Annotated in this window: 10 protein-coding genes; 5 read left to right on the forward strand and 5 right to left on the reverse strand. The window is 50.7% G+C overall.

The features are described 5' to 3' along the window. Positions 1-314: 314 nt before the first annotated feature. From F608_RS0101175 to pruA, 4 genes are all read right to left on the reverse strand, one after another. Complete coding sequence (locus tag F608_RS0101175; protein WP_084680945.1) at positions 315-2093, reverse strand: ABC transporter substrate binding protein; 1779 nt, start codon at positions 2091-2093, stop codon at positions 315-317. A gap of 154 nt (positions 2094-2247) precedes the next feature. Next, on the reverse strand, positions 2248-2823 hold the full coding sequence (locus F608_RS0101180) for a hypothetical protein (RefSeq protein ID WP_022663784.1): 576 nt from the start codon (positions 2821-2823) through the stop codon (positions 2248-2250). 269 nt (positions 2824-3092) lie between these two features. After that, complete coding sequence (argA, locus tag F608_RS30330; protein WP_161626801.1) at positions 3093-4460, reverse strand: amino-acid N-acetyltransferase; 1368 nt, start codon at positions 4458-4460, stop codon at positions 3093-3095. Between the two features lie 177 nt (positions 4461-4637). Continuing rightward, positions 4638-6269: an L-glutamate gamma-semialdehyde dehydrogenase gene (gene pruA / locus F608_RS0101190; protein WP_022663786.1), complete on the reverse strand. Its 1632-nt coding sequence runs from the start codon at positions 6267-6269 to the stop codon at positions 4638-4640. A 215-nt stretch (positions 6270-6484) separates the two neighbouring features. Between pruA and F608_RS34075 the strand changes: the two genes are divergently transcribed. Next, on the forward strand, positions 6485-7813 hold the full coding sequence (locus tag F608_RS34075; protein WP_244154221.1) for a protein adenylyltransferase SelO: 1329 nt from the start codon (positions 6485-6487) through the stop codon (positions 7811-7813). A 63-nt stretch (positions 7814-7876) separates the two neighbouring features. Beyond that, positions 7877-8092, forward strand: coding sequence for a hypothetical protein (locus F608_RS37440; RefSeq protein ID WP_244154222.1), 216 nt, complete (start codon positions 7877-7879; stop codon positions 8090-8092). 45 nt (positions 8093-8137) lie between these two features. On the opposite strand, the gene F608_RS0101200 is transcribed toward F608_RS37440, so the two are convergent. Beyond that, on the reverse strand, positions 8138-10867 hold the full coding sequence (locus F608_RS0101200; RefSeq protein WP_022663787.1) for a PKD domain-containing protein: 2730 nt from the start codon (positions 10865-10867) through the stop codon (positions 8138-8140). A gap of 559 nt (positions 10868-11426) precedes the next feature. On the opposite strand from F608_RS0101200, the gene F608_RS0101210 reads away from it, so the two are divergent. The 3 genes from F608_RS0101210 to F608_RS35545 are packed head-to-tail and all read left to right on the forward strand — an operon-like array spanning position 11427 to position 14190. Then, positions 11427-11999 carry a response regulator gene (locus F608_RS0101210; protein WP_022663789.1) on the forward strand — a complete coding sequence of 191 codons (573 nt, stop codon included), beginning with the start codon at positions 11427-11429 and terminating at the stop codon, positions 11997-11999. A 15-nt stretch (positions 12000-12014) separates the two neighbouring features. Beyond that, complete coding sequence (locus F608_RS0101215; protein WP_022663790.1) at positions 12015-12893, forward strand: methylenetetrahydrofolate reductase; 879 nt, start codon at positions 12015-12017, stop codon at positions 12891-12893. 10 nt (positions 12894-12903) lie between these two features. Next, a complete protein-coding gene (locus F608_RS35545; protein ID WP_084680946.1) occupies positions 12904-14190 on the forward strand; it encodes a (Fe-S)-binding protein in 1287 nt (428 codons plus the stop codon). The last annotated feature ends 5 nt before the right edge of the window (positions 14191-14195 follow it).

Genomic DNA, 14195 nt, shown 5'->3' on the forward strand with positions numbered 1-14195 from the left:
CAGCCTTTTCGGTTTCAGGCATCGATATCATGATCTATTTTTTATTGCTTGGACTTATTTGCTAAAAACCCGGATTAATTTGCTGTCTTTAAGGTATCTCTGATAATCAGAATTTGGGTTTGAGTTCAAGGCCCATGAGAAACAAGTGCTTTTCGGTTATATAAATCAGGGTGGAAGGCCTCCGGCTTGACATACAAGGCCTTGGGATATTCCAGATGACCGGATTTTACGGGTTTGGCAAGGGCTCCGGGGAAGAAGCCGGGCTTTTATATCTGAATTTTTCTGAATTTTACAGGAAGGTGGATAAGGCCGTTTTATCTTTGGTTTTCCTGCTTTTTTTTCGCTTTTTTATACCAGGCTTCATTCCCATAAAATTTATCGGAACATTCCGGGCACAAGCCATGGCTGAATGCAGCATCGGAACGTTTTTCGATATAGGTTTCCAATTGATTCCAATATCCTTTTTCATCCCGGATTTTTTTACAATTGGAACATATGGGCAATAGCCCCCGCAGTTCCTTTATCTCTTCCTCGGCCTTTTTCTGCCGGGTCAGATCCCGAATGGCCGTTCCACGGACCGGTATTCCCTTGTATGAAAACACTCTGGACTGTACTTCAATAGGGAATTGGCTTCCATCTTTCTTTAGCCCGACGGTTTCATAGGCCTTGTCAAAACCGGATAAGATCTTGTTCTGAACCTCTTCCCGTCTGTCTTGGGCGATAAACCTGGTTGACTCCATACCAAGGGCTTCCTGGTCCGGATATCCGAACATCTCAGCTGCCGCATTGTTTACTTCAATAACAGAGCCCTGGGCTGATATGACGATTCCTTCAAGGGAGGCGTCGGACAGGCATCGATACCTTTCTTCACTGTCTTTCAGTGCTTTGTTCGAATCCGTCAGTTCACAAGTCCGTTCTTGAACAAGTTCTTCCAGATGATCCCGATGTTTTACCAGCTCCTTTTCTATCCGGCGGCGGCGAAGGATATTTACCGAAAGGAGGACGATAAAACCCAATAGAACGGCAAAGGAGGCCAGAATACTCCACATAGCCGGCTTATGGTCCTCATAAAAGGAATGGGGGCGATTGATAATCGTGCTGCCGGCCGGCAGATTCTCCATTGGAATATCAAATTTCTCAAGGACTGTGTAATCGAAAATATAATGATTGGGGCTTTTTTTAACGACGGGAATGTCCCTGGGATTTTCTCCATGAATGATTTGCAGAGCCAATTCCGCCGCAGTAGTTCCCTGTGAGAACCCGGTGGTCATCATCCCTCCGACGATGCCATGGTTAAGAAAAAAATCCCAGGAGCTGTAGACAGGACGATTGCTTGCCATTGTGATCAAATCGGCGGACCGCTCCAGGGAAAAAGTGTTTCCGGACTTATCCGAGGTGAACGCACAGAGGAAAACCATGCTGTCAGTCGGCAGATGACCGACTTCATTCATCACTCCCGTCATGTCCATGTCGGTGATGGTAATGAACTTGATTTTATTCCCATATTTGGGGATGATCGATTTCATGGATTTCAAAGTAGCCTTTCCGGATACGGTTTGATCCACAACCGAATAGATCTTTTTCAATTCAGGGTGTATTGCCAGGGCCGCCTCGATGGTACCCTGAATACTGAAAGATTCCACAACGCCTGTAAAATATGGGGTTGAACTGATAAATTCATCTTTGAAATAATTCACACCGCAAAAAACCACCGGGATGCCGGAAAAGATGTCCTCATGATGGTTTAGAAGAAATTGGAATGCATGGTCATCCGAGGAGATGATTACATCCAATTTCCTTTTGGCGTATTTGTCTTTTAAAAACAATGTCAAATCATCAAGATATTTTTGATGAAAAATTCTCTTGGTATCCATATACTCGGTGAACGTTTCGATCTGAACATCGCTTTGGAACAAAATTTCGTCGATTCCCCGTGCAACACTGTCTGTCCATCCAAGTCCCCTGTGATAGCTGTGGATAATTAAAACATTCTTGATCTCGGCTCCGTCGGCAGCCAGGGAGGCAAAGGGAAAAAGCATGAGAAGGACAAGAGAATACAACCATTGAATTGATTGGCAAGGCGAATTTTTCATCTAATGACTCTACTCACAAATTAGGCTTTTGAAAACTTTCCCCAAGATAACCAAGTTTCTCGTAAAATGCAAAAGATAAATCGCCGCTGGAATCCTATGGACCGTGTATGCGACTTATATTTGCCTGTAGGGTTTAGAGAGGTCTTGGACGGATTTAGATTGACAGTTTACGCTGCCTCAAGGCAAACAATTTTTTCCCGATTCTATGCAGTTCATAATCATATTTCCCATCCCTGCCGATATAATAAAACTCCGGGGTAAGTCTTTCCCGCCCGGAAAGGGATCTGCCCAGTTTAATCTCTTCAATGGCCTCGTATAAGGATACTTCCTTGTCATGGGTATGTTTATCAACGATGGGCAAAGATAACAGGATCTCTTTTTGTACTTCTGCCTCGGCAATATTCATGCTGTGAAGCACCTTGGCCGCAGACGGATATCCGCCGATGGAAAGCTCATAAAGCAGGCCGGACAAGTCTATATGACGGAATGCTTTGGCAGGCAAAGACTTTTCATTTGCTGCAAAAATTGAAATGGAAAATATGACCGCCCTGAGCCTCTTTTTCTTTTTCTGGGCATCCATTTCCCTGTCAAGGGTTTGCCGGCCCAGATCCACGAGGATATCCAGGGCTTCCAGTCCCAGTTTATAAATGGAAAGGGCCTTTGATTCTGCATCTTCCCTGTCCAGTTTCACATCCATCGAGTTGATGATGTTGTTTACCTGTTTCAGCATAGCGCCATTCCATTCATTTTCTTTAAAATTGTTCTTGAATGATATCCAATGCCTTTGTTCCCTAAGCTATGCTAATACGGGAACCGGTAATATGCAATAGTATAAAACAGACGGTAAATGCGAAAAAAATCCAGGGTTAATATTGAAGGCCACCTCTAATAATGGTCTTTTGGCCCGATTTCTTCGTTGCATGAAAATTTTAATCCTCGAAATATTAAGTATATTCCTCCGGTTAAAATTTTCATGCGCCTTGAACTCAAACCAAAATCCTAATTATTGGAGATACCCTGAAGTGTAAGAAAGAGCACCCTTGAGTTCCGCTCCAGGTTGTATCTCTGCCGATGGGATTCGGGTAGATCTGCGGGATCCGCCCAGACAAAGCCGAACTCAAAAAACCAGTCTGCCGCCTGGGTTGTGAGAAGGAAAAGGGTCTTAATTTTCTTTTCCCTGGCCTTTTGGATGAGAAATTGGACCAGTCCCCTTCCGATTCCTTTGGATTTATAATCCTCGTTTACGGCAACGGCACCGATTTCTCCCCAGCCGTTTCCATACTCATAGAGAGCGCCGCAACCATATACGGCGTGGTCCACCGCGTAAATGTGGTAGGCATGGATCCGGTGCCGGATATCCAAGGCGGTGCGCATGATCAGATTGCCTTTTTGTACGTACCCGTCCAACAGACGAAGGATCTCGGGGATATCCTCAAGTGTGGCCCGGCGGATATGGGCATATTGATTGCCATAGATCAATGTGCCGCCGCCGATGCTGGAGAAGACCTCCTGCAGCAGCCGCCCCTCTTTTCTCCCGTCAATGATATGGACCCGTTTGACTCCGCCCGGCCGGTCAATCACCTCTTTTGCGTACCCCAGCAGGGTCTGGTTTTCCGGATTCAGGCTCTTTTTATTCCGGTCCAGCATGAATCCGACCTGGTCAATATCCATATTGGAGACGATTTCTCCGTCCGGGTGGACCTGGCTTCCCGGCGGGAGCAACAGGCCGGCCCCTGGAATGGCATCCTGGGCCCGGATAAAAAAGAGCTTTTCAACGGATAAATCCATGCAGACCTGCCGGGCAATCTGGTCTGAATTGAGGTTATATCCGTCTCCCAGGGCGTTCATTCCGATATTGTAAAGGATGGGGATGAAGTCCTGGCCCATAAGCTTATGGATAATATCGGACTGGATTTTTTCTACATGGCCCGTGTATTCAAAATCCACGCCCCGGCAGACTCCCAGGGATCTTGCCCGGATCCAGTTTCCCATTATTCCGTTGGCCTGGCCGGCAGACAAGTGGGAGATGATGGTCTGGACCACTTCCATGGCTGCCAGCTTTATATGGTCCATGGCCGCCCGGGGAGTAATCCGGATTCCATTGACCATTTTTGTATGGAGGCCGGCCTTGGCCAGATGCTTCTCGATGGCGGTCCTAGTACCCATCACGAGGATCAGAGAGATTCCGATATCATGGAGCTGGACAATATCCTTCATCAGCAGGGGAAAAAGAGGATGGCCAATCAGACCATCATCCAGTTTCAGGACAAAGGTCTTTCCTCTGTACCTTCGGATATAGTCAAACACCTCCCGGATGGTGTTGACACTGGCCCTTCCGGCATATCGTTGTGGCAGCGGATCGTTCATGGCGGGCATTCTATCGATAATTCCCCGGGGCTTCAATCCTTAATATGATGTTTCCGGCAATTCAATAAAAATAATTGCCGCCGGAACAGGCTGGAAAAGATTTTCAGAGCCTCCCCTGCCCTGTATAAAAGGGTTTGCGGCAGGGCCCCAGGTGGTTTCCTGCCGCTGAATTTCCGATCAGGCTTCCTCCATGAGAGGCAGCCGATAATCCTTGGCCGGATTAAAATTCTCTTTGATGGTCCGGGGACTCATCCACCGGGAAATATTCTGTTTGGAACCTACCTTTTCGTTGGTGCCCGAGGCCCTTGCCCCGCCAAAGGGCTGGAGGCCGACAAAGGCACCCGTGGTTTTGTCGTTGATATAAAGATTCCCGGCAGAATAGGCCAGGCGTTTTTCAACCTCCTGGATGACCTCCCGGTCCCGGGCAAACACGGCTCCGGTCAGGGCATAGGGAGACGTGGATTCGCACAGATCAAGGGTTTTTTCAAAATCCCCATCCTCATAAACAAAGACCGTAACCACAGGTCCGAAAATTTCCTCTTCCATGGTGATAAAATGGGGATCAGATGTCTCAATGATTGTAGGAGATACAAAAAAGCCCTGGGAATCATCACAATTGCCGCCCATAAGGATCTCTGCTTTTTCAGAGGATCTGGCCCTGTCAATATAGGAAGAAATCGTGTCAAAGGCCTTTTGATCAATTACCGCCCCCATGTAATGGGTGAAATCCTCCACATCCCCGGTTTTGAGATCTGCCATCTCCTTTTCCAGCCCCTGCCTGACCTGGTTCCAGAGGCTTTGGGGGATATAGACCCGGGAGGTGGCCGAACATTTTTGCCCCTGGTAGGAAAATCCCCCGCCGATAATTGCATGGACAAGGCTGACAGAATCGGCAGAAGCATGGGCAAACAGGAAATCTTTTCCCCCGGTTTCCCCGACAATCCTTGGATAACTGCGATAGGTCTCCAGGTTTTTGGCAACGCTTTTCCACAGGGAGTTGAAGGTGGCGGTGGAGCCGGTAAAATGGATACCGGCCAGCATGGGATGGGCCGTGACTGCAGGGCCGACAATACTTCCATCCCCCGGGATAAAATTAATCACCCCATCCGGGAGTCCGGCTTCCTGGAGCAGCTTCATCACGTAATAGTTGGAGAGAACTGCGGTGGAGGCCGGCTTCCAGACAATTGTATTGCCGCTCATGGCAGGGGATGTGGGCAAATTTCCTCCAATGGCCGTAAAATTAAAAGGAGTCACGGCAAAGACAAAGCCTTCCAGGGGACGGTACTCAATCCGGTTGAACATGCCCTTGCTGCACCGGGGCTGCTCTTCCAGCAACTGCCGGACATAATAGGCATTAAACCGGAAAAAATCCATGAGCTCACAGGCAGAGTCGGCATCGGCTTCATAAACCGTCTTGCTCTGTCCCAGCATGGTGGCGGCATTCAAAATTTGGCGCCACTTTCCGGATATCAATTCGGCAGCCTTCAGGAACACGGCCAGGCGATGATCCCAGTCCATGGCCATCCATTTCTTCTTGGCATCCAGGGAAGCCTGAATGGCCATCTCAATCTCCCGGGGACCTGCCTTGTGAAAGGTGGCCAGAATCCTGGATTTCTCATGGGGAACAATGCAGGTACCTGTAATTCCGGTCCGGATCTCCCTGCCGTTGATGATCAGGGGAATCTCAACGGGATCGGAAATCATCCTCTCCAAGCATTTCTTGAGTTCCATTTTTTCCGGACTGCCCGGCAGATAGGACAATACCTGTTCATTTTCAGGCTTTGTAATTTTATACATTCCATTGGACATGGTTTCCCTCCTGTAATCCTGTTGATTGAAAAGATCTTTACCAATTCTCCTAGTACCAAAAAAACAAACATGAACAAAACTCATTATTTTCATAACACCTCTTGAAAATAATTCATACAGCAAGGCACCTCCTCATCTTTTGCCTGGTAGAATCCAAAACCATGCTTATATTGTTAGCCGGGACAAACACACAGACCTTCATCGAAAGGAGAGCCATGACACCCAACAGAGAATCTTCCCTGCTGAATCTTCTCCCATATGACAACCGGTTTGTCCGGGAACTGCCCGGCGATTTGGAACCGGACAATTTCCGGCGCCAGGTTTTGGGCGCCTGCTATTCCAGGGTAGCTCCCACACCGGTTTCTGATCCCCAATTAGTGGCCTTTTCCCGGGAAGCAGCCCGATCCCTGGACCTGGATGAAGAGACCTGCCGATCCGAACTTTTCACGGAGGTATTCACGGGAAACCGGATTCTGCCGGGCATGGACCCCTTTGCCATGTGCTACGGAGGGCATCAGTTCGGGACCTGGGCGGGTCAGCTGGGGGACGGCCGGGCCATCAACCTGGGTGAGATCATCAATAACAAAGATGAACGCTGGATGATCCAGCTCAAAGGGGCCGGCCCCACGCCCTACTCGAGGAGGGCCGACGGCCTGACGGTCTTAAGATCGTCCATCCGGGAATTTTTATGCAGCGAGGCCATGTTCCACCTGGGAGTCGCCACCACCCGGGCCCTGAGCCTGACCCTGACCGGGGAAGAAGTAGAACGGGACATGTTCTATGACGGCCATCCCCGGATGGAGCCCGGGGCCGTGGTCTGCCGGATTTCCCCCTCCTTTACCCGGTTCGGGAATTTCCAGATCCTGGCGGCCCAGGAAGAGACCGATCTTCTCAAGCAACTCATGGATTACACCATTGAAACGGATTTCCCCCATTTGAACCGGGATTCCCGGGACATTTATGAAACCTGGTTCCGGGAGATCTGCGCCCGGACCATGGATATGATCGTGGACTGGATCCGGGTGGGGTTTGTCCACGGGGTCATGAACACGGACAACATGTCCATCCTGGGGCTGACCATTGATTACGGACCCTACGGCTGGCTGGAGGACTATACTCCTTCCTGGACGCCCAACACCACGGATGCCGCCGGCCGGAGATACTGCTTTAAAAACCAGCCCCAGATCGCCCTCTGGAACCTGGGACAGCTGGCCAACGCCCTTTTCCCTGTGATCAAACAGGCTGAACCCCTCCAGGAGGCACTGGATGACACCATTGAATACTACGGCCGTCAACATAAGAAGATGATGGCAAAAAAGCTCGGCCTGAAACAGCTTGACTCTGAAAGAGATCCGGACCTGATTTCCGGTCTTCTCGATCTTCTGGCCCTTGTGGAAACCGACTACACCCTGTTTTTCAGGAACCTGGCCCGGCTGGATACGGGCCCGGCTCCGGACAGGGATCAGATTCCAGAATTCCTGGCGGATGTCTACTACCGGCCGGAACAGATCCCCCCCGATTACACGGCCCGGCTCCATGCCTAGCTGGCCAGATATCAGAAAAGGCTGGCAGAAGACGGGGTTTCCCATGAAGAGAAAAAAAATCGGATGAACCGGGTCAACCCCGCATATGTCCTGAGAAACTACCTGGCCCAGATCGCCATTGAAAAGGCGGAAGCCGGGGATTATTCCCGGATCCACGAACTGCTGGATGTGGTGCGCAGGCCCTACGACGACCCGCCGGGCCGGGAGGAATTCGCCGAAAAGCGGCCGGAATGGGCCCGGAACAAGCCCGGGTGCTCCATGCTCTCCTGCAGTTCCTGATAAAAAATTCCTGCCCGGGATTTTCCCGGGCAGGGAGATAAAGGCTTACGGGGTATCCACAGCCCCACTGGTCAGGATATTCTCATCCGGAGCATAGATGTACCCCGGAAGACTGAGGCCGGTCACGGTGAAAATAAAGGTACCGGATCTTCTGGCTTTCCTGGAGATAAATCTGACTGTGCCGCTGGCATCGGTCGTCCCGGACTGATCTCCGGAAACCAGGCCGCCCCACTCTCCCGATACCGTGACGTTTTCAAGTGGAATACCGCTTTCATCCATGACTATAACGGTTGCAGCAGCAGAAAATTTTTTCCTGACCCAGATGATCTCCATGGAAATGTCAGAGACATGTATGGATGATTCCAGGCCGGACGTCACCGTGATGTTGACAGAATCTGACCGGGATGCCCCCAGATCATCGGTCACAGTCAGAATTACCTTGTAAGTTCCGGCAGTCTCATATTCATATGTCAGGGAAGGCCCTGAACCAAAGGTTCCATCGCCAAAATCCCACTCATAGGAAACAATGGTGCCGTCATAGTCCCAGGATCCGCTTCCGTCAAAAATGACTTCCAGAGGAGCCGTTCCGTCCAGCGGAGTCGCCGTTATAACGACTACGGGTGCCTGATTGACAGTTTCTTCAATGGACTGGGTGATGTTTGACATGGTGTTCAATGAAGAATCATAGGTATAGCCAGATGCTGTTACCAAGGTGACCCGAAAGACGATATCCCCGGATTCTTCTGTTTCCTGGGATAGAAACTCAACAATTCCGTCTTCCAGAGTTGTACCGGATGATTCACCGAAAACCAGGCCGGACCACTCCCCCTGGACCAGGGCTCCGGCCACGGGATTCATGTCCGAATCTAGAATCTGTACCCTGACCCGGACAAATTTGCCGGACAACACTGTTTCCAGAGACGCCTGGATCTGGGATACAAAGACAATTTTTAAGGGATCCGGAACCACTTCTATATTTATCTGAGCCTGGTCCATTGCCCCCTGGTCATCGGTAACGGTGAGGACCGCAACATAGGCTCCCGGGGTTTCGTAAAGGTGATCTACCACGGCGCCTTCCTGGGAGGTCCCGTCACCGAAACCCCAGTGATATTGGACAATGCTGCCGTCCGGATCAGACGAATCTGATCCGTCAAATGAAACCTTGAAGGGCACCTGACCGGACAGAGCAGACGCCTGGGCTATTGCTGTGGGGCTTTGATTCCCGTCCGAATAATCGTAGGCCACCGTCCCGTAGACCTTTGTCCCGTCTATGGTCTGGGGTGAATCCAGGCTCTCGGTCCGGACATATCCGCTGACCGGGTCAATGAGGGCGAATGACTTTAATACCGCCTCATCTCCGGCCGTATCATCCTGAAATCCCAGGTAATAGGTTTTCAGCCCCCCGTCGGACGGCACAAGATCGGTCAGATCAAAGACAAAGGTACCGTCCACGGCTGTGGTTGTGCCGCTGAACCCATAGGCCCCGCCCTGGTTATAGATCATCTCCGGGATCCAGGTCACGGAAGGAATGGACTGGTCAATGTCTGAAACCCCCAGGGTCATTCTGAGCTGGTCCCGCTTGGCATGATTCAGGGTAAATTCCGCCATGAGCCGGGGCTCATATCCGGACCTGGCCGTTACCCAGTGGGCCCGTGTCGGATACCAGCCGGATATCCGGCCTGTGGAGGGTCCTCCGGAAACTGCGGACAAGGTTCTCAATGCATCATAGGACATCCAGGCGTAGCCGGCCTCTCCCCATCCGGTTCCCCAGGAGTTGGCGATCCTGAACGCACCTTTTTCGCCGGGGTCCACCACCTGATCGTTGTTGATATCCACCCAGATATCGTCATTATATCCCACCACGGCCATGGCATGATAGCCCGAGGTCCCGTTGACCCATGATACGCAGCGTTTCCCAACGAATCCGTCATCCTCAGTTGTGGAGGGATCATCGGAGATGGTCTGCCAGTTCCAGGAATAAATATAGGTGGCGATGTTGAGGACATACCCGTTTAAAAGCATCTGCTTAACCTGTTCCAGCCCTGGTTCCAGATGGGTGTTGGCCACGTATCCGTACTGGTCGAACCTGCGGTACAGCGCATCCTCCCAGGTCTCCGGATTCAGGTTCCATGCCCTGTAATTGGAATCATAGGGAAACTCCTCCCAAGTGGCGACACCGTGCTTCTGGCCGATTTCGTAAGCCCAGTAATACCAGGTGCCGGAATTGGTTCCGCCGTTGACCATATTGTAGGTCCACTTGGGGCTGAGTTGTGTTCCGTCTCCCCCGGTTTTTACATCCACGTCGTTTGCCATGGCATACATGTGGGTCATGGCATAGTAGGTTCCGCTGAAAACCCCGCAGGAATTCAAGGATCCCTGGGACCGGATGGGCGGAAAGTACTTGAGCCGACTATTGTCAACTCCGGCCGGGATGTCGGCCTCGGGCAGGTCGGACAAGGTGTCTGAAGTGGTGGCGACGCCCAGGGTGACCTCAAGTTCCTTGCCTGTTCCGGAAACCGGATGCTGTCTCTCGTCCAGACGATTTTTCCCCTTTTTCGCCCGCCACCGATTAATCCGTTCCAGGCCTATACGGTTCAACTTTACCTTTTTAACCTTGAGCATGTGTCTGTTCTGCCACTGGAGCTCTTCCCGGGTCAGTTCGGGCAGCCCTGTCATCTGCGGATCCTGCCCCATTGCGGTCCCGCCGGTCAACCAGATCAACACCATCGTTGCCCAGCACACCCCCATCCATTTTTTAAACTGAATATCGTTCATTCTCCCCTCTCCTGATTTTGATTTAACGATTTTGGCTGAAGCGGATAAAAGCAGATTATGTGCCAGTGCCCGAATACATTCAAATTAAAGACTTTCAAAGGACAGATGCTTCTAAAACTTTTGAGATGGTGACAAATCACATGGGTTCTTCCATGAAATGGCGGAACTTTAACGAAATATCATCGAGTTTTCTTTAAATAACTCTCTCCTGCAAAATTTACAACAGAATCTTTTTCCAGGCGCCAATCCGCTGTCCCGCAGGGATCTCGATTCTATCTGTATAGTTATTTTATTTATTATATCTATTTTATTTATATTTTTTTATTGACAAACTATATTTTTTAAAATATCTAAAATAACTAAAGGTAAATCTCTATTGAGAATTCAAGTTCACCCTCACCCTATCGATTGTTCATCTATTCTCCATTCCAATTGATCCGGATTTTTTGAATTGCGGTCCTGCCATGGGAAAAATAATAACCATGCAAGAGGCCTGATTCCGATCCTGGACATTTTTGACTTCTGCTTTGGCCTCTTCCATATTCAATAAGGAGGAGTCATGAAAGATACGTTAACCGTATTCACCGCAAGCAAGTATTGTAATGTCTCGTCTAAAACCATCATCAACTGGGTGGAGGCCGGCCACATCAAGGCCTACAAGACTGTGGGCGGCCACCGCAGGATTAAAAAATCCGATCTTGAGGCCTTTATGCTGGATCAGGGCATCCCCATTCCCGACCAGGAAAGCCAGGGAACCCATAAAAAGATCCTGGTGGTAGACGACGACATGATCATCGTGGAATCCATTGTCCAGGCCCTGGAAGAGGACGAATTTGACTACGAGGTCCTTTCCGCATCGGACGGTTTTGAAGCCGGCCTCCAGGTCAACCATTTCCTTCCGGATCTTTTGATCCTTGATATCATGATGCCGGATATCAAAGGGTATGATGTCTGCAAAAAAATCAAGGAAAACCCCAAGACCAACCACATTAAAATAGTGGTGTTATCCGCCTACCTGGATGATGACAAATTTGCCCGGATGAAAGAGTATGGCGCAGATCTCTGTCTGTCAAAACCCTTGCCCCTGACGCAGCTAAAGGATCAAGTGGCCGAACTGCTGGAACTTAAATAAAAAAGGAGGCAGATCATGAATTTAAAAGAATCCCTCGAGAAGAAAAGATTTGTTGTCACCTCGGAAATCCAGGTTCCCATGGGCGATGAAGAGCCCGAGCACCTGGTTGAGAGCCTGGGCCGCGTCAAGGGCCGGGTGGACGGGGTGTCCATCCAGGAAATGGAACTGGAAGGGGTGGTTTCAGATACCATTAAGTCCTGTTCCCTTCTGAAGGCAAACAATTTCAACGCCATTTACCAGACCACCACCCGGGATAAAAACCGGTACCAGCTCCAGAAGGACCTGACCCAGGCCCATGAAACCGGTGTGGACAACCTGCTGGTATTTACCGAAGACTACAGGATCACCGGAGATTCCCTCCAGGAGACCATGTTCTTCCACGTGGACTCGGGAAAACTGGGCTCTGTCCTGGACCACCTGAAAAAAGGGATGACCATTGAAGGCAAGGAGCTGGAAGCCAGGGCTGAGTTCCTCCTGGGCTCGGGCGTGGAAACGCCCTGGGGGAAAAACATGCCCAAAAAAGGCATGGAGGAGATGGAGGACATGATCAACGTGGGAACCGGTTATTTTTTAACCACACCCATCTTTGACGTTGAGCAGTTTGCCAAATTCATGAAACAGGTGGACCCATTCAAGGTCCCGGTGATTGCAGAGGTCATGATCCTGAGAACCGCCGGCATGGGAAAATTCCTGAACCGCCACTTCAAATCAGGACTGGTGCCGGAATGGGTCATCCAGAAACTTGCCCAGGCCCCGGACAAGAAAAAGGCCAGCATGGATCTGTTTGCCGATACCATCAAAAACCTCAGGGATGTCTGCCAGGGAGTTCATATCATCACCATGGGCAGTGCCGACCATCTGGTGGATTACCTGAACGCCGCAAAGTTACGATAAGGGGGAAGTTATGGCAGAGGCGATTAAAATCGACGAACTCGACATTGAGTTCAAGGAAGAGGTCCTGGACAAGGTGCCGGACGGGAACTTTGATCTGTGCCTGACCTGCGGGACATGCACGGGCGGATGCCCGGCTTCGGAGCAGTTTGACATGGATCCCAGAAAACTGATCCGGATGCTCAACCTGGGGATGGATGAACAGGTGAAAAAATCCCACTGGATCTGGGTCTGCTCCATGTGCGCCCGGTGCCTGTTTGCCTGCCCCATGAACGTGAATATCCCCAAACTGATCTATAATATCCGCCGGGCCGTGCCCCGGGAAAAGCGTCCCCGGGGAATCCTGGGCTCCTGTGACCAGCACATCCGGACCGGAAGCGCCATGGGAGCGGCCAAGGAGGACTTTGAATTCACCGTACTCGACGTGGCCGAAGAGATCCGGGAAGAACAGGAGGGGTTTGAAGACCTTGAGGTCACTGTGGACCGGGTGGGTGCGAACATGGTGCTCAACCAGAACTCCCGGGAACCCGTGACCGAGCCCGAGGAGATGGGCCCTCTATGGAAGATCCTTCACAAGGTGGGGGCCGACTGGACCTACCCTTCGGTCATGTGGGCCGGTGAAAACTACTGCATGTTCCTGGCCGACGACGAGGGGTGGAAGTATATCATCGAGGAGTTTGCCCTCCATGTGGACAATAATTTAAAAAGTCCCCTGGTGGTCAATACCGAATGAGGCCACTCCTATTTTGCGATCCAGGAAGGATTGCGCAAGTATAAGATTCCCCATAAATTTCAGCTCATCACCATTATTGAGCTCTATGCCCAGTGGATCCGGGAGGGAAAGCTAGAAGTCAACTCCGACTGGAATAAGGACCTGGGTGTTAAATTCACGGTACAGGATCCCTGCAATATCGGCCGGAAAAGCGGATCCAATAAGATCGTGGATGATCTGCGCTTTGTGATCAAGACCGTGGTGGGGGAAGAAAACTTCATCGACACGGTTCCCAACCGGGACAACAACTTCTGCTGCGGCGGAGGCGGCGGGGCCCTCCAGGCCGGATTCCCGGACCAGAGAAAGGCCTTCGGCAGGACAAAGTACAATCAGATCATGGCCACCAAGGCATCTTATGTGATCGCGCCCTGCCACAATTGCCACGGCCAGATCGAAGATATCGGACATCATTACGGGGCCGAATACCACGTGGTCCATCTGTGGACCATCATTGCCCTGGCCATGGGCATGCTGGCTGAAACCGAACGAACCTATCTTGGGCCGGACCTGGCCGAAGTGGGACTATAAAAAAG

Origin of the sequence: Desulfospira joergensenii DSM 10085 (assembly GCF_000420085.1) — a bacterium.
Taxonomy (GTDB): Bacteria; Desulfobacterota; Desulfobacteria; order Desulfobacterales; family Desulfobacteraceae; genus Desulfospira; species Desulfospira joergensenii.